Origin of the sequence: Actinophytocola xinjiangensis (assembly GCF_001921215.1) — a bacterium.
In the GTDB taxonomy this organism is placed as follows: Bacteria; Actinomycetota; Actinomycetes; order Mycobacteriales; family Pseudonocardiaceae; genus Actinophytocola; species Actinophytocola xinjiangensis.
On sequence record NZ_MSIF01000002.1, the window covers coordinates 466,850 to 485,958 of the forward strand.

Consider the following 19,109-nt stretch of genomic DNA (forward strand, 5'->3'; position numbering starts at 1 on the left):
CCCGTGGTGGATCACCTGGGTGATCGGGCGGTCGTGCTCGGCGGGAGCATGGCCGGACTGGTCGCGGCCAGGGTACTGGCCGAGTCCTACGCCGAGGTCGTGGTCGTCGACCGCGACGAGCTGGTCGGCGTGACCGCCGCCCGGCGTGGCGTGCCGCAGGGCCGGCACGTGCACGGTCTGCTGGCCCGCGGCCAGCAGATCCTGGAGGAGTTCTTCCCCGGCTTCTACGCCGGCGCGGTCGCCGCCGGCATCCCCACCGGTGACCTCGGCGGCGACGTGCGCTGGTTCTTCGGCGGCCGTAAACTCCAGCCCGCCGACGCCGGTCTGAGCTGCATCTCCGCCGCCCGGCCGGTGCTGGAGGGCCACGTGCGGGCCAGGGTGAACGCCCTGCCGAACGTGCGGTTCGTCGAGCGCACCGACATCGTCGGCATCGTCACCGACCAGGCCGGTGACCGGGTCACCGGCGTGCGGGTGCACCGCCAGGGCGAGAGCGCCGAGGAGGTCCTGGAGGCCGACTTCGTCGTCGACGCCACCGGCCGTGGCTCGCGCACCCCGGCGTGGCTGGAGGCCCTGGGCTACGAGCGTCCGCCCGAGGACCGGGTCAAGATCAACGTCAGCTACACCAGCCGGCTCTACCGGGTGCCCGACGAGTCGGTCTTCGACGGCGACCTGTCGATCAACCCGACGACCTCGCCGGTCACCCCGCGCGGCGGGTTCCTCACCCGCATCGAGGACGGTCGCGCCGTGCTGACCGTCTCCGGCGTGCTGGGCGACAGCGCGCCGACCGACCCCGAGGGCTTCCTGGACTTCGTCAAGTCGCTGGCGGTGCCCGACATCTACGACATCGTCAAGAAGCTCGAACCGGTCAGTGACATCGTCGGCTTCCGCTACCCGGCCAGCACCTGGCGCCACTACGAGCGGCTGGCCCGCTTCCCCGAGCGGTTCGTGGTGCTCGGCGACGCGGCGTGCAGCTTCAACCCGCTCTACGGCCAGGGCATGACCGTCGCCGCCATCGAGGCGACCGTGCTGCGTGAGCACCTGCGCCGGGGCGTCGTCGCACCGCGCCGGTTCCACAAGGACATCGCCAAGGTCATCGGCGGGGCGTGGGACATGTCGGCCGGCGGGGACCTCACCTTCCCCGAGGTCGAGGGCCACCGCCCGCTCAAGCTGCGGATCGCCAACGCGTTCGTCGCCAAGGTGCAGGCCGCCGCGGCCCGCGACGGCGAGGTCACCAAGGCGTTCATGCGGGTCGCCGGCATGGTCGCCGGCCCGGAGTCGCTGATGAAGCCGAAGATGCTGCTGCGCATCCTGCGCAACGCCAAGCCGGCCAGGACCACCGGCACCCCGGCGCCGCCGGCCGACCGGACCGACGACCCGGGGCTGCCGCGCGCCGCCTGAGGACACCGCGAAAGGACAGTCATGACCGAGAGCATCGCGAGGACGGCCGAGGCGATCTGGCGGGACGTGCTCACCATCCCCAGTGGACAGGACGACGCGTCGTTCTTCGAGCTGAGCGGCGAGTCGATCACCGCGGTCCGGCTGGTGTCCCGGGTCGAGGACGAGCTGGGCATCCTGATCGACGTCGGCGACATCTTCGAGGACGACCCGAACCTGGCCTCGTTCGTCGCCTCCGTGGTCGCCGCCGGGCGCGCCGCGGCCTGACGCCATGGACGCCTTCCTCTCCCGGCAAGGGGACCCGGCCTACACCTCGGCGACCAGGGTGTTCAACCTGGCCTCGCCGGCACGGCCGGCGCTCGCGGTGACCGCGCGGACCGTCGAGGACGTCCGCGCGGCACTGCGGCACGCCCGTGCCGAGGGGCTCGGCGTGCGGGTGCACAGCACCGGGCACTCCTCGGGCGGCGACGCGCCGATGACCGGCGCGCTGCTGGTCCGCACCCAGTTGGCCGGGCAGGTCGAGGTCGACCCGGTCGCCAGGGTGGCCCGGGTGCCCGCCGGCACCACGTGGGAGACCGTGCTCGCCGCGGTCGCCCCCTACGGGCTGGTGCCCCCGCACGGCTCGGCGGGCACCGTCGGCGTCGTCGGCTACCTGCTGCGCGGCGGGATCAGCTACTACGGCCGCAAGGTCGGCCTGGCCGCCAACAGCGTGCGTGCGGTCGAACTGGTCACCGCCGAGGGCGACACCGTCCGGGCGGACGCCGCCACCGAGCAGGACCTGTTCTGGGCGCTGCGCGGCGGCGGAGGCGGCTTCGGGGTGGTCACCGCGATCGAGGTGGCGCTGTTCCCGGCGAGCACGGTCGTCACCGGCGCCACGTTCTGGTCGGCCGAGCACGCCGGCCGGCTGCTGCCGGTGTGGCTCAAGTGGACCCAGGACGCGCCGCCGGAGGCGTCGACGTCCCTGCGGTTCCTCAACTTCCCGCCGCTGCCCGACGTGCCGCCGGTGCTCAGCGCCGGCCCGGTGTTCGCCGTCGACGGGGTCGTGGTCGGCACCGCCGGCGACGACCCGACCCGCGCCGAGCAGCAGGCCGCCGAGCTGGTGGAACCGCTGCGGGCGGTGGCCGAGCCGCTGCTGGACGAGTGGCAGACCACCTCGCCGACCTCGGTGCTCGGCATCCACATGGACCCGCCCGACCCGGTGCCCTACCGGGGCGACCACTTCCTGATCGACGAACCGGGCGAGGCCGGGACCGCCGAGCTGCTGGCGGTGCTCGGCGCGGATTCCGGCTCGCCGATGGTGGTCTCCGGGCTGCGTCAGCTCGGCGGCGCGATCGCCACCCCGAACCCGGACGGTGGCGTGCTCAACCACCTGGACGCGCGGTTCGTCTACTCCGGCACCGCCGTGCCAGAGGCCGGGCTGACCGACGCCGCCATCAGCGCGTACTTCGCCCGGGTGCGGACCGCGCTCGCGCCGTGGGACACCGGGCGGACCGCGCCCACGTTCGTCGAGAGCCACGAGCAGCCGCAGGGCCACCTCGACCCGGCCGACGTCGCGGCGGTGGACCGGGTCCGGGCCAGGATCGACCCGACCGGCCTGTTCGCCGGGGACATCACCCCGAACGCCAGTGCCGGGACCAGAAGGGAACAGTGGTGAGCACCGACGAGGCCGTCACGTCCAGCGCGCAGAACGGGCTGTGGTTCCTGACCGAACTGGCGCCCGGCGCGGCGGCCGACACGTTGCACGTGGCCTACCGGGTGCGCGGCGACCTCGACGCCGCCGCCCTGCGCGCGGGGTGGCGCGGCGTGCTGGCCCGCCACGAGAGCCTGCGGACCACGATCGTGGCGCGCGAGGGCGTGCCGCGCCGGCGGGTGGCCGCCGAGGCGTCGGTCGAGGCGTGCGCGTCCGGCCCGGTCGACCTGGCCGACGGCCCGCCGGCCCGGCTGTCGGTCACCACCACCGGCGAGGGCGAGCACCGCGTCGACCTGGTGGTCCACCGCGCGGTCTGCGACGAGGAGTCGCTGGCCGTCATCGTCGGTGAGCTGGCCGCGGCCTACGCCGGCCGGCCCCTGGGCACCCCGCCGCCCGGCTACCCCCGCCACGCCCGCAACCAGCACGAGCAGGACCGCGAGGAGCTGGTGCGGTGGTGGCGCGAACGCCTCACACCGCTGCCGCCGCCGCTGGACCTGCCGGTGGACCGCACCCGCCCGCGCACCCCGGCCGCCGAGGTCGGCCAGCTGCGGTTCTCCTGGCCCGAGCTCGCCGGTCCGCTCGCCCGGCTGTCCACCCAGGTCGGTGTGGCGCCGGGAACTGTGCTGCTGGCCGCGTTCCAGACGTTGCTGCACCGCTACAGCGGCGAGGAGCTGGTCGCCGTCGGCGTGCCGGCGGTGCTGCGCCCGCGCGAGTTCGCCGGCACCGTCGGCCAGTTCCGCAACCTGCTGGTGGTGTGCGCGTCGTTCGACGGGCGGCCCGCGTTCGCCGAGCTGGTGTCCCGGGTGGCGACCGCCACCGACGAGGCCCTCGCGCACGGCGAGCTGCCGTTCGAGGAGCTGGTCGGCGCCCTGCCGGTCGACCGCGATCCCCGGCGGGTTCCGTTCTGTGACGCCATGTTCGTGCTCAACGACGGCTCGGAGCCCTCGCTGGCGCTGCCCGGCGTCGAGGTCACCGCGGTGGACGTGACGCCGGGCCCGGCCCGCGCCGACCTCACGTTGACCGTCGACCGGGTCGACGAGGTGATCACCGGCGCGCTGACCTACCGCGACAGCCTGTTCGAGCCCTCCTCGGCCACCCAGGTCCTCGCCCAGCTGCACACCCTGCTCACCGCCGCGCTCACCGACCCGGCCCTCCCGGCCGTCGCGCTGCCGCTGGAGGGCGAGCAGGCGCTGCTGGCCGCCGCCCGGGCCGCCGACCTGATCGACGCCGGCCCGCCCGGCCAGGACGCGGTCAACGTGCTGGTGCACCGGGCCGCCGCCCGCACCCCGGACGCGCCCGCGTTGTCCTGGGCCGGCCAGCGGGTCACCTACCGCGACCTGGTGGCCAGGGCCGCCAGGATCGCCTCGGCGCTGGGCCCGGACGTCGCCGGTGAGCCGGTGCTGGTGCGGATGGCGACCGGCCCCGACCAGGTCGCCGCGGTGCTCGCGGTGCTCGACGCCGGCGCGCGGCTGGTGTGCCTCGGCGGTGGCGACACCGGCGACCGGGGCCGCTCGGTGCTCGCCGAGCTGCGTCCCGCGTGCCTGGTGCTCGACGGCGCGGCGGGGGAGGACACGCTGGCCACCTGGTACGCCGAGGAGCACGGCGGCCGGCTGCTGGACGTGGCCGACCTGCCGGCCGGCGACCCGGTGCGCCCGGCCACCCCCGGCCCGGAGGCCGGCGCCTACGTCGCCTACACCTCCGGTTCGACCGGGCGGCCCAAGGGCATTCCGCAGACCCACGGCACGCTCGCCCAGTTCGTCACCTGGTTCGCCGGCGAGTTCGGCATCGGCCCCGGCGCGCGGGTCGCGCAGTGGGCCGCGCCGGGCTACGACGCCAGCCTGGGGGAGCTGTTCAGCGGGTTGCTGGCCGGCGCGACGGTGTGCCCGGTGCCGGACCGGATCCGGGCCAACCCGGAGAAGATCGTCGACTGGCTGGAGGACGAGCGGATCACCGTCTTCCAGACGGTGCCCAGCTTCGTGCGGGAGATCCTGCAGGTCGTGCGCGGCCGGGGCCGCCCGGAGCAGCTGCGGGCGGTCAACCACCTGCTGCTGGCCGGCGAGCCGCTGCCCGGCGACCTGGCGGGCGGGCTGCGTTCGACGCTGCCCGGCGTGCGGCTGGTCAACCTGTACGGCCCGACCGAGCTGATCCTGGCCTCCTGGCACGAGATCGGCGGCCCGGTGCACGGCACCGCGCCGATCGGCCGGTCCATCCCGGGACGTCAGGTCCTGGTGCTCGACGACGAGGGCCGGCCCTGCCCGGCCGGGGTGACCGGCAACCTGGTCATCCGTGGCCCGCACGTCACCTCCGGCTACCTGGGGGCCGCCGCGGGGGAGCGCGACCAGTTCCGGGAGCTGGCGGGCACCGGCGTGTTCGGCCTGGACGGTCCCTGTTACCGGACCGGTGACCAGGGCCGGCGCCGCTGGGACGGCGCGCTGGAGTTCCGTGGCCGGGGCGACTTCCAGGTCAAGTTCAACGGGGTGCGGCTGGAGCTGGCCGACATCGAGACGGCGTTGGCCGAGCACGAGTCGGTCGCCGAGTGCGCGCTGGTGGCGGTGACCGACTCCGACCGGCTGGTCCGCCGCCTGGTCGCCTACGTCGTGCCCCGGCGCACCGAGGACGGGAAGACGACCGGCGCGGCGAACGCGTGGCGGGTGGCGTTGCGCCGGCGCTTCGGCAAGGCGATGCCGCCGGTGCTGTTCCGGACGATGATCGCCATGCCGCGCAACGTCGGCGGCAAGATCGACCGGCGGCTGCTGCCCGATCCCGGGCCGGTGCGGCCGGCCGCCGTGCGTGCCCCGGAGTCGGCGGTGGAGCAGGGCGTGGCCAGGATCTGGGCCGGCCTGGGGGTCGACGTGTCCACTGTGGAGGACCAGTTCTTCGCGGCCGGCGGCCATTCGCTGCTGGTGCCCCGGGTGCTCGACGCGCTGCGGGAGCGTTACGGGACCCGTGTCCAGGCGCTGGAGTTCTTCGCCAACCCGACGGTCGCGGGTCTGGCCGCGCTGGTCGAGTCCCAGTCCTCCTTCCTGGTCGGGAACGACCTCTGACCGGGGCGGCGGTCGGTACCGGCGGCACGAACTCGTGCGCGCTGGAACCCGCGCTGGGCCAGGGTTGTCTCGACCGCGCGACCCGTGCCCTCGCGGCCGGCGCGGAGTTCCCGTTGCGCGACGTCGTGACACACGTCCAGGCGTGTGGCCGCCCCGCCGTCGACCCCGCCCTGCTCGCCGCCCTGCGTGCCGTGGAGCCCACCGACCCGCTGCTGGCGGCGTGGTTGCCGTGCCTGCTCGACCACGAGCGTCCCGGGTTCGACACCTACGCCGCCGTCCCGGTCCTGGAGCAGGCGGCCGCCGCCCAGCGCGACCCGGAGGCGGCGTTCGACGAGCTGATCGCCGCCCTGCTGGCCGATCTGCTGCTGGTCGAGACGACAGCCCTGGCCGCGCGCCCGACGCCCGCCCAGCGCCTGCGCACCCTGGCGGGTGTGCGCGCGGTCGCCCGGTCCGGTGACCTGGCTCCCCGCGCCCGCGCCCGAATCCCTGACATCACCGACACCTCCGCGCTGGTGGCCACCGCCGCCGAGCTGGCCAGGACGGTCCTGCGCCGCACCCCGCCGGCGCTGCGCACGGCGGTGGGCGCGGCCGTGCTGCCGATGACCACCCTGCACGACGAGATCGTGGTCATCCGCTGTGCGCAGGTCACCGAGCTGCTGTACCGCAGGCTCGGCGCGCGCCTGAAACGCGCGGTGCACGCGCTGCGCCGGGGCGAGCTGGCCGAGGCCGTCACCCAGGTCGACGACGCGTCCGCCAGGCTGGCCGCCAGTGCCGTCATCGTGCGCCTGCTCGCGACCCTGCCCCGTGACCGGTTCCAGGTCATCCGGGAGCACACGCGCGGTCGGGGCGCCGCGCACACGCGGGCGGTCCGCGAGCTGACCGCACACCGCGCCCGGCTGTCGCCGCCGCGCGCGAGCGGGCTGGCCGACGCGCTGGCCGTGTTCGACCGGGCGTGGCGTGCCGTGTCGTCGGTGCGCGAACCGGAACCGGAGAACCGGTCCAGGATCGCCTGACCACAGTGGATTGACCGCACGCTCGAAGGTGTGCCGGGGTGCTCCCGGTTGACACCATAACTGTGTTATTCCATAACACCCGAGGAGAAATATGGAAGACCGCAGTCTGTACGAGGTGCTCAAGACGGCCCGGCTCAACGAGCGGTGCGCGGTGATGGCCGACGTGAAGTTCCGCTCCCCGCGCGACGGCGAACTGATCGCCCCGGGCAATCTGGACGGGTACCTCGACGCCCTCATCGAGGGCGGTGTCGCCGCGATGTCCACACCGACCGATCCGGTGTACTTCGCCGGCGGGATCGACCTGGCGGCCAGGATCCGCGCGCGAACCGCGCTTCCGCTGATGCGCAAGGAGTTCTTCAGCACCCTGAGCCAGATCGACGAGTCGGTGAACGCCGGTTTCGACGCGATCCAGCTGTCGCTGAACACGGTCGCGCCGGGCCAGGTCGAGCGATTACGAGACCGTGCCGTGCGGCTGGGCCTGGAGGTCGTGTTCGGCGTCCACAACGAGGACCACATCCGCGAGGCCGTGTCGTTGGGCGCGGTGGTGATCGCGGTCAACAACCGGGACATCGTGGCGCTGGAACTCGACACCGGAACCGTCAGCCGCACCGAGGAACTGATCGCCACCATCCCGCACGACGTGTTCGTGATCTCGGAGAGTTCGTTCTACACCAAGGCGGACGTCGCCAGAGCGGGCGAGGCGGGCGCCGAAGCGGTCCTGGTCGGTACCGCGCTGGCGCAGAGCGCGAACCCGACGGAGCTGGCCAAGGAACTGAACGGCGCCAGGCTGTGGCCGAGGTAGACCGCATCGGAGCGCGGCTGCGGCGGACGGCGGGGCGCGGTGAGCGGTTGCTGGTCGTCTACCTGACCGTGGGCGACCCGGTGACCCCCAACGACCTCGCCGTGGCCGTGGCACAGGCCGGCGCCGACGTGCTGGAGCTGGGGATACCAACCCCGTCGACCGCCCCGCGCGGCGCCGAGATCGCCCACTCCTTCGACCGCGCCCGGGACCACACACCACACCAGGCCTGGAAACTGGTGGGGGAGTTGCGCGCCCGCCTGCCCGACACCCCGCTGATCACCCTGGTGTACCCGTCGACGGTCACCGACCTCGGCCCGCACGGAGTCCTGTCGGCCTGCCAGGAGTCCGGGGTGGACGGCCTGGTCCTCACCGATCCCGACGGGGACCTGACCTCGGCGACCGTGGCGGACACCGACCTGAGCGCCATCCCCCTGATCCGCCAGGGAACCGGGTCACCGCACCGCCTGGAAGCCACGGCCAGGCACCTCACCTACCGCCCGCTCGCCCCCCGCACCGGCGATCTCCTCAACCGCACCGAGGCACACCGGGCGGCCGAAGCCACAGCGGCCACCGCCACCAGACCCTTCCTGGCGGGCTTCGGCCTACGCACCGAACACGACATCCGCGCGGTGGTGCCCCACGCGGCCGGCGTGGTCCTGGGCAGCGAACTGTACCGAGGCCTGACGACCAGGCCCCCACCGGAACGAACGCCCTGGGCTACCGGGGCCGTCCAGCGCTGGAAGACCGCCACGGCACTCCCGTGACCAGTCTCGGCGGGCCGAGGAGGGGGCAGGGCACCAGCCCCCTGTCCCCTCCGCACCGCCACGACTAGCCGGCCAGTCGTCGCTCCTGCTCGGTGTCCGCCGGCTCCCGGCCCATCACCGCGCTCAACTCGCCGACCATCCGCGACAACTCCCGCAGATCCTCGGCGATCAACGCCTGGGGCCCGTCACACAACGCCCGGTCCGGCTGCGGATGCACGTCGATGATCAACCCGTCGGCCCCGACCACGATCCCCGCCCGACTCAACGGCAGGACCAGATCCCGATGCCCACCCGAATGCGACGGGTCGATGATCACCGGCAGGTGCGACATCCGCTGCACGACCGGCACCGCCGAGATGTCCAGGGTGTTCCTGGTCGCGGTCTCGAACGTCCGGATGCCCCGCTCACACAGCACGATGTCCAGGTTGCCGCGCTGGGCGATGTACTCGGCGGCCATCAGCCACTCCTCGATCGTGGCGTTCATGCCGCGTTTGAGCATCACCGGCTTCCTGGTCGCCCCGACCGCCTGCAGCAGCGGGAAGTTCTGCATGTTCCTGGTGCCGATCTGCAGCATGTCCGCGTACGACGCGATCATGTCCACGTCCTCGACGCCGACGACCTCGGTGACGATCGGCAGGCCGATCTCGTCGCGCACGTCGGACAGGATCTTCAGGCCGCGTTCGCCGAGACCCTGGAACGCGTACGGCGAGGTGCGGGGTTTGAACGCGCCGCCGCGCAGCAGGGTCGCGCCGGCCGCCTTGGCCATTCTGGCCGCGGCCAGGGTCTGGATCGGGGTCTCCACCGCGCAGGGACCGGCGATCAGGGTCATGGTCGTCGGGCCGATCGGGACGCCGGCCACGTCGACCACCGACCGCTGCGGGTGGTGCTCACGACTGACCAGCTTGAACTTCGACGAGACCAGCGTGACCTTGGCGACCCCGCGCATCTCCCGCAGGTTCAGCTCCGCCAACTGCTCCATGTCGCCGACCAGACCGATGACGACCCGGGTGACCCGTACCTGCTCACGATCGGTGGCCGGGTCGAACACCCCGGTCACGCCTCGGCTGACGAACGCCTCACCGCCGGTCGACTCGACCAGCCGTACGACCGCGTCGATGTCCTCGGGTGTGACGTCCGGCGCCATCACGATCACCATTGTGGCGATACCTCATTCTTGTCGAACTCGTTCGGGTGGGCCGCCTCAGCCGGTCGCCGTTGAACCGCCGGGGCCACGGGTACCTGGGCGCCGCTCGCGCACCAGGTCGGGGCGGAGCTTGACGGCGCCGCGCAGGTAGACGTGCTCGACCATGGCCGGCGGCCGGTCGGTCTGGATGTGGGCGAGCAGCCGAACCACCCGTTCCATCGAGTTCGGCACGCCGATCTCGGTGGCGCACAGCATCGGGACGTCGGTGAGGCCGACCGCGCGGGCCGCCGCCGCGGGAAACCCGCTGGCCAGGTCCGGTGTCATGGTGAAGAAGATGCTGATGATGTCGTCGAGAGCCAGGTCGTTGCGCCGGATGACCTCCAGCACGAGCGAACAGGTCTCGTCGAAGATGACGTCGGGGTCGTCCCGGTCGACCTGGACGGCTCCGCGAACGGCGCGTACCGCGATCATGGCATCGCACCTTTCTCGTCGCTTCGGGTGCGGGCCCTCAGCTGCCGGAGAACTGGCCGGGGGTGCGGCCGGGGCCGGCGGGGCCTCGGTAGGCCTGCGCGATGTCCAACCAGTGGTCGGCGTGCTCACCGGTGGCCACCAGCGCGAGGTCGTCGCGGTGGCGCCGTCGGGTGACCAGCAGGCAGAAGTCCAGCGCCGGCCCGGAGATCCGCTGGTCGGCGTCCTCGGGGCCGAAGGCCCACAGTTCGCCCGACGGCGCGGTGATCTCGAAGCGGAACTGGGTGTCCGGCGGGGTCAGGCCGCGGGACTGGTAGCCGAAGTCCCACACCAGCGTGGCGAACAGCACCAGGTGCCACAGTCGGTCGGTCGGCTCACGGGTCACGCCGAGGGTGTCGGCGATGTCCTGGCCGTGCCCGAAGACCTCCATCAGGCCGGCGCAGGCCAGCACGTACGGGGGCAGCGGGCGCACCAGCCACGGGACGACCTGGTCGCCCGGCACCGCGGCCAGCGCCTTGATGGCGGTGTCCCGCTCGTCGCGCCACCGGGTGAGCAGCACCTCGGGCTGGTCGGGCAGGTACAGGTTGAGCGCGGCGTTGACCGCGCCCTCGAAGTCGTCGGCGGCCGAGGCGGTCATGGCCGTGAACAGTTCCGCGTCCGACGCCGCGGTGCCGGCGAGGCGGAAGATGAAGGCGAGGTGGGCGATCTGGTGGGCGACCGTCCAGCCCGGAGCCGGTGTGGGCAGTGCCCAGCCGGCCTCGTCCAGTTCGGACACCAGCTGGTCGACGACCCCGGCCTCGGCCGTCAGATCGGAAAAGACGTCTCGCTGCTCGGTCATTGCGTCTGTCCTCTCACCACGATTCACGCCCGCGCCACGTCCGGTGACCTTGGGACGGCGAAAATCAGGATGCCTCCGCCATTCCGCCGGTGTCTTCTCTCCCGGTGCGAAGACCATCCGGGGCGAGGACCGCACGATGGAAGATGCGCGGCCGCCGGCGGCGCGGATATCAATGGAGTCGGGTGCGCCGGCCATACGGTTGATGAGGGGGTGCTCGGCATTCGTCGTGCTGATCGCCCTCGCTGATGTTAGAGTACCCAGCCGGGTGTGAAACCACACAACGAGGAGATTCAGAATGCCGCAGTTCGCCGTGCTGATTTACGACAAGGAGATTCCGTTCGAGGAATTTCCGCCGGAGATTCTCGCGGGGCACGAGGCGGTCGAGGGCAAGGTCGACGGGGCCGGCGCCAAGATCGTGACCGCCTACGCGACCCAGCCGTCGGCGACGGCAAGGACCGTCCGTGGCGACAAGGTGAGCGAGGGCCCGTTCCAGTCCGGGAAGTCCCAGCTCACCGGCGTCTTCGTGATCGAGGCTCGGGACATCGACCACGCCGCCGAGGTGGCCGGGTTCGTCCCGATCATGGACGGTGCGGTGGAGGTTCGTCCGCTGCTCGGGGAGGAGTGACCGTCCCCACCGGCGCCTTAGAGCAGCCCGGTTGATCCGCCTGACGGCGGGTCGACCGGGCTGCTCCCTTGTGGAGGGTGGGAACCGCGCACGCGGGGAGAACACCGAATCTATGCGCATGGGTACCGTCCTGCATGAGAACCCAAACGACCATTAAAGGGGTTGCCATGCGCCTCAGTCGGATCCGTTCCCGCCGGCCGGTGACTCGATTATTTCTCAGTGTGTTGGTGGTGGGCCTGATGGTGGTTCTCACCGGATACTCCGTTCCCGCCCCGAATGCCGGCTCGGAATCGCACCGGCCGGCCGCGCGGGGCTGGTCGGCGCCCAACGCCGACAAGGCCAACACCCGCCACGTGCGCGGCCCGATCAACTCGCGCAACGTCGGCTCCCTCACGGTCGCCTGGAGCACACCGGTGCAGGTGCCGGCCCCGCCGGAGCGCTGGCCCGGCGTCTACGCCACCACACCGGTCGTGGTCGGCGACACCATGTACACCCAGGACCTCGACTCGAACGTCTACAGCATCGAACTGCGCACCGGCAAGGTCCGGTGGACGACCAAGTTCAACTCGCCGATCAACGGCCCCAACGGGGTGAACGTGGTCGACGGTCGGGTGCACGCCGCGACGACCTCGCACGCGTTCGCCCTGGACGCCCGCACTGGCCGTCAACTGTGGAGCCGCAAGCTCATCCGCAGTGACGTGGAGGGCATCAACATGACCCCGGGCGTGGACCGGGGCACCGTGTACGTGTCGACCGGCCCCGGTAACGCCGACGCGTTCTTCGGTGGCGGCGGCGCGGGGGTGCTGTGGGCGCTGGACGCCAGGACCGGCGCGACCAAGTGGAAGTTCAACACGGTTCCGCTGGACCTGTGGGGCCACCCGGAGATGAACTCCGGCGGCGGCGTGTGGTTCCCGCCGACCTACGACTCGCAGGGCAACGTGTTCATCGCGGTCGGCAACCCGGCGCCGTTCGTCGGCACCGACGAGTACCCGTGGGCGAGCAGCCGGCCCGGCCCGAACCTGTACACCAACTCGGTGGTCAAGCTGGACCGGCGCACCGGCGAGGTGATGTGGCACAACCAGGTCCTGCCGCACGACCTCTACGACTGGGACCTGCAGAACTCGCCGGTGCTGACCAAGGTCCGCGGCCGGGAGGTGCTGATCGCGTCCGGCAAGATGGGCTACATCTTCCAGATGGACCCGCGCACCGGCAAGACCCTGTGGAAGACCCCGGTCGGCAGGCACAACGGGCACGACGACGACAACCTGTACGCGCTCAACGGCGAGACCGACAAGTTGCCGCAGATGCCGTTCGAGGTGTTCCCGGGTGTGCTCGGCGGCGTGATCTCCCCGATCGCGGTGGACCGGGACACGATCTACGCGTCGGTCAACAACTACGGCGCGACCTGGGTGACCCAGGCCCCGCCGGCGGAGATGGCCGCGTTCACCGAGGGCACCGGTGAGCTGGTGGCGCTGGACCTGGCCACCGGCCGGATCAAGTGGAGCCACCCGCTGCCGGCCTCGCCCTACGGCGCCGCGTCGGTCACCAACGACCTGGTGTTCACCACGACCTTCGACGGCACCCTGCACGCGGTCAACACCCGCACCGGCAGGACGGCCTGGCAGGCGAAGCTGCCGGCGCACACGAACTCGGCCGTGGCGATCCACGACCGGTACGTGCTCACCGGTTCTGGCTGGCCGCAGGGTCCGGGGGAGCGGGCGGAGATCGTCGCCTACGAGCTGGACCGGAAGGGACGGTAGGTCATGGCCGCCACCGAAGGATGGACCAGGCCGGCGCCGGCGGTCGTCGCCGCCGGGCTCCAGTTCCCGACCAGCCTCGCCTTCGACCCGGGCGGCCGGATCTACGTCGCCGAGTCGGGGTTGCCCTTCGGGGGCGCCCCGGTCGGCGGCCGGGTGTGGCGGTTGGACACCGACCGGGGCCGGTCGCGCCGCACGCTGGTCGCCGAAGGGCTCGCCGGCCCGCTGACCGGCCTGTCCTGGCACGAGGAACGGCTCTACGTGTCCGAGGGCGGCGCCGGGCGGATCAGCCGGCTCGACCCGTACGGCGGTGCGACCACGATCGTCGAGGGGATGCCGGGGCCGGGGAACTACCACACCAACTCCCCGGTCGTGGGTGCCGACCGCAAGCTGTACTTCTCGCAGGGCGCGATGGCCAACCTCGGGATCATCGGTCTGGACGCCTACGAGATGGGCTGGTTGCGGCGGCTGCCGCACGCGCACGACCTGCCGGGGATGGACGTCGTGCTCGCCGGGACGGATGTGGAGACCGACAACCCGTTGCCGGACCTGGACGGCGACCGCGCCACGACCGGCGCGTTCGTCCAGTTCGGCACGCCGACCGAGGCCGGTATGCGGATCCCGGCGACGTTGCCGTGCACGGCGGCGGTGATGCGCTGTGAGCTGGACGGCAGCGGGCTGGAGTTGGTGGCGTGGGGCCTGCGCAACGCGTTCGGTCTCGGGTTCCTGCCCGACGGCCGGCTGTTGGCGCTGGACCAGGGGGCCGACGACCGGGGCAGCCGGCCGATCGGCAACGCACCGGACTTCCTGTTCGAGGTGCGCGACGGCGCCTGGTACGGCTGGCCGGACTATATCGGCGGGCGGCCGGTCACCGATCCGGAGTTCCGCCCGGAGCGGGGGCCGCAGCCGAGTTTCGTGCTGGCCAACCACGACGAGTTGCCGCCGCCGGAGCAGCCGGTGGTGACCTTCGAGCCGCACGTGGCGGCCACGAAGTTCGCCGTGGTCCCGCAGGACGCCCCGGCCCACGCCGGTCAGCTGGTGATGGCGTTGTTCGGTGACGAGGCGCCGATGTGTCTGCCGGCGGGCGGTCCACCGGTCGGCCGTGACCTGCTGCGGGTGGATCCTCGGGACTGGTCGGCGCACCGGATCCCGACGGGCCTGCCGTTGAACCGGCCGATCGACGTGGCGTTCGGGCCGGACGGCGCCCTGTACGTGTTGGATTTCGGCGAGTTCGAGATGTCCGACGACGGGGTGGTGGCGACGGCGGCGTCGGGTTGTCTGTGGCGCGTCGAGCACTGGGCGGGTTGAGGGTTCTTCCGCAGTGCCACACCTGGTGTTTTCGCCGGCCCACAGCATTGCCGAAGTAGGCGCGCCGTGGGCCGGTGATGCACGCTGAGTGCAGTATTTACGCGAGTCGGCGAAACGGGCGGTGACGTGTGAGTACCCCTGCGTCCACAGTGGATCATCAGGTGTCCACTCTGGACATCCTGCGGCGGCTGGTGGCCGAACGGATGGAACTGCCGGTCGAGTCGGTCGGCGCCACCACCCTTCCGCGGGACGATCTGCACCTCGGCCCGATCACCGTCGGCCGGATCGCCACCGAGACCGCCCGCCTGCTCGGTCGCCCGCTGCCGGCCACCACGAACCTCGCGACCGTCACCCTGGGCGAGCTGGCCGGGATCATCGACGGGCTGCCGGTCACCGGGCCCTGGGCCCCCACCGCGCTCGGCGGCCACCTCGAACGCGCCCTGGAGACCATCCTCGGCGGCACCCGCGCCGTCGCCGTCGAACCCGACCCGGTGGACGCGGTCGGGCCGGCCGGTCGCCGGGCCCAGACCGACCTCGCCGCCAGCCGTGCCCTTGGCCGGCCGGTGCGGGTGCGTCACCGGCCAGACGGCAAACCGGAGATCGACGGCGCCAGCGTGTCCGCGTCGCACTGCGCCGGGCTGACGCTGGTCGTGGTCACCGGCACCGGGCGGCTGGGGTGCGACCTGGAGACCGTGGTCGAACGTGACCGGCTGACCTGGGCGGGCCTGCTGGGCCGCGACCAGCTCCCGGTACGGGACCTGCTGACCGTCGAGGCCGGCGAGTCCGAGTCAACAGCCGGCACGCGGGTGTGGTGCGCGCTGGAATGCCTGCGCAAGACCGGTTCGACAACCCAGGCCCTCACGCTCGACCGGGTCGAGCAGAACGGCTGGGCGGTGCTGTCCGCGGGAGACGCGCGGATCGCCACCTGGGTGACCACCGTCAACGACGTTCCAGACCCGGTGGTCGTCGCTGTCCTGTCGGGAGAGGAGTGATCGACCCCATGGCCGGATACTACGAGGTCCGCCACACCGTCGGGTTCGAGGAGACGAACTTCGTCGGCAACGTGTACTACGTGAACTACCTGCGCTGGCAGGGACACTGCCGGGAGAAGTTCCTCCTGGAGGTGGCGCCGGACGTGCTCGCCGAGATCATGCACGACGACCTGAAGTTGTTCACCCTCAAGGCCGAGTGCGAGTTCTTCGCCGAGATCACCGCCTTCGACGACCTGTCGATCCGGATGAGTCTGGACGAACTGACCCAGACCCAGATCCAGTTCGTGTTCGACTACTACCTGCTCAGGAACGACCACGAGAGCCTGGTCGCCCGTGGGAGACAGCGCATCGCCTGTATGCGCGGACCCAACAACGAGACGGTTCCCGCCCGCGTCCCGGCCCAACTACGTGACGCGCTGGCACCGTTCACCGAGACCCAGGGCGCCCCGGTCCGGCAGTCGGCGGGAGGCTGACATGACATCCGAACGCCACCTGACCCCCGTGCCGTCACCCGACCTGCCGGCCACCCCGTCGCCGCAGGTGCTGCGGGACGTGATGTCCCACTACGCCACGGGAATCACCGTGCTCACCGCCGGCGGGGAGCACTGCCACGGCATGACCGCCAACGCGTTCAGCTCGGTGTCGCTGGACCCGCCGCTGGTGCTGTGCTGCATCGCCCGCACGACCCAGATGCACGAGGTCATCCTGCGCACCAAGCACTTCGGGGTGAACGTGCTGTCGGCCGACCAGGAGCGGCTGGCCCGCTACTTCGCCAGCCGCAGCCGGCCCAAGGGCCGCGCGCAGTTCGACGACGTCGACTGGTTCCCCGGCCGGGTGACCGGTTCGCCGCTGCTGGCGGGGGCGCTGGCCTGGCTGGAGTGCGAGCTGACCGAGGTCTACCACGGCGGCGACCACTCGATCTTCCTCGGCACCGTGCTGGACGCCGCGCGGCGCACCGGCGACGCGCTGCTGTTCTTCGGCGGCGGGTTCCACCAGGGAGTGCCGGCACCGCGTACCGCCTGAAGGGAGCTCCCATGCTGGTCAGCGTCACCGGCGGCACCGGTTTCGTCGGCTCGCACTCGGTGGCCGCGCTGCGCCACGCCGGCCACCGGGTCCGCCTGCTGGTCCGCGACGAGTCCACGGTGGAGCGTGCCCTGGGCCCGCTCGGCGTGGTGGACGTGGACCTGGTCGTGGGCGACGTGCTCGACCGGGCGGCGGTCGAGCGGCTGGTGCGCGGCACGGACGCGGTGCTGCACGCCGCGTCGGTGTACTCGTTCGACAGCCGCTCGCGGGCCGCGACCCGGCGCACCAACGTGGCCGGCACCACGATCGTGCTGGACGCCGCCCGCCGCGCCGGGGTCGGGCCGACGGTGCACGTGTCGACCGTCGGCGCGTTGTTCGGCGCCGGGTCCAGGGTGATCGACGAGACCTCGCCGGTGGGCCGTCCGCGCGAGGCCTACCTGGCCAGCAAGGCGAGTGCCGAGGCCGTCGCGCGGGGCCACCAGGACGACGGCGCGCCGGTCGTCATCAGCTATCCGCCGGCGCTGCTCGGGCCGCACGACCCGAAGCTCGGCGACCAGGCCACCCGGCTGCGCAACGCCCTGCGCGGGCTGATGCCGATCTGGCCGACCGGCGGGATGCCCATCGGCGACGTGCGGGACACCGCCGCGTTGCACGCCTCGCTGTTCGACCGGCCGGGCGCCAACCGCCATTTCGGACCGGGTACCTACCTGACGACCCGGCAGTACGTGCGGGTCCTGCGTGAGGTGACCGGACGGGCGCTGCCCACGGCCTACCTCCCGGCGCGGGCGATGCTGCCGCTGGGCCTGCTCACCGACCTGGTGCAGCGGGTGTGGCCCTGGCACATCCCGGCCGAGTACGGCGCCGTCTACACCTGCGCGTGTGCCACGCGGGTCGCGGACTCGGCCGGTACCAACGGGATCGCCGCGCGCCCGGTGGCGCGGACCTTCGCCGACACCGTGCGCTGGCTGCACCGCGACGGCCTGCTCTCGGCCAGGGCCGCCGGGGCGGCCGTCACCGAGCTGGAGCCGACCCAACCCATCTGAGCCGACACCTTGAGCCGACACCTTGAGCCGAAACCTACGGGGAGTCCGATGGACACCAACCTGGATCGCGCCGCGCAGCAGCTGACGGACGGGCGCGTGCCCAACCACGTCGCCTACCGCGCCGCCCGCCTCGGCGTCACCTCGCTGTTCGCCGGCCGTTCGGTGCCGGAGGACCTGCGGATCCCATCGTGTCCTGAGTGGACCGTGCGGGACCTGGTGGCGCACCTGGTCGGCATCTCCTCGCTGGCGATCGGCCGGATGTCGGGCTGGGTCAAACCCGAGCGGTCCTCGGCCGACACCGACGTCGCCGGGCTGGTGGCCGAGTGGGGCCGGATGGGCGAGCACGCCGAGTACCTGATCGAGGAGCGCGGCGGGCGCCGGGGCAGCCTCATGGTGCTCGACGCCTTCACCCACGAGCTGGACCTGCGCTACGCGTTGGGCGCGCCGCTGCCCGAGGAGCACCCGGCGTTCCTGCGGGCGTTCGAGGTGTTGCTGAGTGGTTTCTCCGCCGAGGTCGCCGCGCACGACCTGCCGGCGATCCTGGTCGAGGTGGACGGCCGGCAGTGGCAGGCCGGGATCGGTGAGCCGGTGGCGACGCTGAGCGGCGCCCGGTACGACATCTACCGCTCGCTGGCCGGGCGCCGCACCCACGAGCAGATCACCCGGCTCGGCTGGAGCCGGGAGTCCCACCGCTGGCTGCCGGCGTTCACCTGGGGCCCGTTCACCCCGCCCAGCCAGCCGGTGGAGGACCCGGTCACGGCGTGACGCGGCGGCCCCGGCGTTCGCGCTGGGGGATGACCAGGCCGGGGGCCTTGGCGGACGGTCCGACGTAGACGACGCCGAACGAGTCGAAGCAGTGCACGCGCAGTTTGAGTACGAGGTCCTCGCGCAGCAGGACGAAGAACTCGTTGAGCCGTTGGAAGTCGTCGACGATGCGGTGGGTGCGGAACAGCGACTGGTCGGTCATGGCGAACAGTGCCTGGTAGACCAGCGACCGGTCGTCCTCCTCGGAGTGGGCGGTCCACGTCTCCAGCACGTCGATCCCGGTGTCGAGGCGGAAACTCATCGGCTCGGCACCGTCGGTCGGGCGGTTCATGACGCCTACTTTCCCTGCCTGCCTCACGGGCGAATCCGTATGCATAACAGTGTTCAACAAGAACATAGCGCCGTTATATAACCATTGTCAAGATGCCTGAGCATCCT

Annotated in this window: 19 protein-coding genes; 15 read left to right on the top strand and 4 right to left on the bottom strand. The window is 72.2% G+C overall.

From position 1 onward, the window contains the following. Positions 1–3: 3 nt before the first annotated feature. The 7 genes from BLA60_RS06865 to BLA60_RS06895 all read left to right on the top strand — a co-directional run bounded on the left by BLA60_RS06865 (position 4) and on the right by BLA60_RS06895 (position 8,708). On the top strand, positions 4–1,398 hold the full coding sequence (locus BLA60_RS06865) for an FAD-dependent oxidoreductase (RefSeq protein WP_154814177.1): 1,395 nt from the start codon (positions 4–6) through the stop codon (positions 1,396–1,398). A 21-nt stretch (positions 1,399–1,419) separates the two neighbouring features. Beyond that, entirely contained in the window at positions 1,420–1,662 is a 243-nt protein-coding gene (locus tag BLA60_RS06870; RefSeq protein ID WP_075131874.1) for a phosphopantetheine-binding protein, read from the top strand. 4 nt (positions 1,663–1,666) lie between these two features. Beyond that, positions 1,667–3,049 (top strand): FAD-binding oxidoreductase, encoded by a 1,383-nt coding sequence (locus tag BLA60_RS06875; protein ID WP_075131875.1) that lies wholly within the window; start codon positions 1,667–1,669, stop codon positions 3,047–3,049. Further along, the gene (locus tag BLA60_RS06880) at positions 3,046–6,129 is read left to right on the top strand and encodes a non-ribosomal peptide synthetase (protein WP_075131876.1); all 3,084 of its coding nucleotides are present in this window, start codon (positions 3,046–3,048) and stop codon (positions 6,127–6,129) included. The genes BLA60_RS06875 and BLA60_RS06880 overlap by 4 nt, the downstream gene beginning before the upstream one ends. A gap of 113 nt (positions 6,130–6,242) precedes the next feature. Next, positions 6,243–7,142 carry a hypothetical protein gene (locus tag BLA60_RS06885; protein WP_075131877.1) on the top strand — a complete coding sequence of 300 codons (900 nt, stop codon included), beginning with the start codon at positions 6,243–6,245 and terminating at the stop codon, positions 7,140–7,142. A 91-nt stretch (positions 7,143–7,233) separates the two neighbouring features. Continuing rightward, complete coding sequence (locus tag BLA60_RS06890; RefSeq protein ID WP_075131878.1) at positions 7,234–7,944, top strand: beta/alpha barrel domain-containing protein; 711 nt, start codon at positions 7,234–7,236, stop codon at positions 7,942–7,944. Continuing rightward, positions 7,932–8,708 carry a tryptophan synthase subunit alpha gene (locus tag BLA60_RS06895; RefSeq protein WP_075131879.1) on the top strand — a complete coding sequence of 259 codons (777 nt, stop codon included), beginning with the start codon at positions 7,932–7,934 and terminating at the stop codon, positions 8,706–8,708. The genes BLA60_RS06890 and BLA60_RS06895 overlap by 13 nt, the downstream gene beginning before the upstream one ends. 64 nt (positions 8,709–8,772) lie before the next feature. On the opposite strand, the gene aroF is transcribed toward BLA60_RS06895, so the two are convergent. From aroF to BLA60_RS06910, 3 genes are read right to left on the bottom strand one after another with little or no spacing between them, the layout of a single operon-like run. Continuing rightward, positions 8,773–9,864 (bottom strand): 3-deoxy-7-phosphoheptulonate synthase, encoded by a 1,092-nt coding sequence (aroF, locus tag BLA60_RS06900; RefSeq protein ID WP_075131880.1) that lies wholly within the window; start codon positions 9,862–9,864, stop codon positions 8,773–8,775. A gap of 45 nt (positions 9,865–9,909) precedes the next feature. After that, positions 9,910–10,323, bottom strand: a complete 414-nt coding sequence (gene aroH / locus BLA60_RS06905) for a chorismate mutase (protein ID WP_170108385.1) — start codon at positions 10,321–10,323, stop codon at positions 9,910–9,912. Between the two features lie 37 nt (positions 10,324–10,360). Continuing rightward, positions 10,361–11,158 carry a TIGR03084 family metal-binding protein gene (locus BLA60_RS06910; RefSeq protein WP_075131881.1) on the bottom strand — a complete coding sequence of 266 codons (798 nt, stop codon included), beginning with the start codon at positions 11,156–11,158 and terminating at the stop codon, positions 10,361–10,363. 295 nt (positions 11,159–11,453) lie between these two features. Between BLA60_RS06910 and BLA60_RS06915 the strand changes: the two genes are divergently transcribed. The 8 genes from BLA60_RS06915 to BLA60_RS06950 all read left to right on the top strand — a co-directional run bounded on the left by BLA60_RS06915 (position 11,454) and on the right by BLA60_RS06950 (position 18,671). Beyond that, positions 11,454–11,783 carry a YciI family protein gene (locus tag BLA60_RS06915; protein ID WP_075131882.1) on the top strand — a complete coding sequence of 110 codons (330 nt, stop codon included), beginning with the start codon at positions 11,454–11,456 and terminating at the stop codon, positions 11,781–11,783. Between the two features lie 239 nt (positions 11,784–12,022). Then, entirely contained in the window at positions 12,023–13,543 is a 1,521-nt protein-coding gene (locus tag BLA60_RS06920; RefSeq protein WP_162292913.1) for an outer membrane protein assembly factor BamB family protein, read from the top strand. A gap of 3 nt (positions 13,544–13,546) precedes the next feature. Next, positions 13,547–14,848: a PQQ-dependent sugar dehydrogenase gene (locus BLA60_RS06925; protein WP_075131884.1), complete on the top strand. Its 1,302-nt coding sequence runs from the start codon at positions 13,547–13,549 to the stop codon at positions 14,846–14,848. 161 nt (positions 14,849–15,009) lie between these two features. Continuing rightward, complete coding sequence (locus BLA60_RS06930) at positions 15,010–15,840, top strand: hypothetical protein (protein ID WP_075131885.1); 831 nt, start codon at positions 15,010–15,012, stop codon at positions 15,838–15,840. Positions 15,841–15,848: 8 nt separating this feature from the next. Continuing rightward, positions 15,849–16,313, top strand: coding sequence for an acyl-CoA thioesterase (locus BLA60_RS06935; RefSeq protein ID WP_075131886.1), 465 nt, complete (start codon positions 15,849–15,851; stop codon positions 16,311–16,313). A 1-nt stretch (position 16,314) separates the two neighbouring features. Then, positions 16,315–16,863: a flavin reductase family protein gene (locus BLA60_RS06940; RefSeq protein ID WP_075131887.1), complete on the top strand. Its 549-nt coding sequence runs from the start codon at positions 16,315–16,317 to the stop codon at positions 16,861–16,863. A gap of 11 nt (positions 16,864–16,874) precedes the next feature. Next, on the top strand, positions 16,875–17,906 hold the full coding sequence (locus BLA60_RS06945; RefSeq protein WP_075131888.1) for an NAD-dependent epimerase/dehydratase family protein: 1,032 nt from the start codon (positions 16,875–16,877) through the stop codon (positions 17,904–17,906). Between the two features lie 48 nt (positions 17,907–17,954). Further along, positions 17,955–18,671 carry a maleylpyruvate isomerase family mycothiol-dependent enzyme gene (locus BLA60_RS06950; protein ID WP_075131889.1) on the top strand — a complete coding sequence of 239 codons (717 nt, stop codon included), beginning with the start codon at positions 17,955–17,957 and terminating at the stop codon, positions 18,669–18,671. Here BLA60_RS06950 and BLA60_RS06955 read toward each other — a convergent pair. Continuing rightward, positions 18,661–19,002, bottom strand: coding sequence for a DUF6235 family protein (locus tag BLA60_RS06955; RefSeq protein ID WP_084734709.1), 342 nt, complete (start codon positions 19,000–19,002; stop codon positions 18,661–18,663). The two genes, BLA60_RS06950 and BLA60_RS06955, sit on opposite strands and share 11 nt — an antisense overlap. Positions 19,003–19,109: the final 107 nt, after the last annotated feature.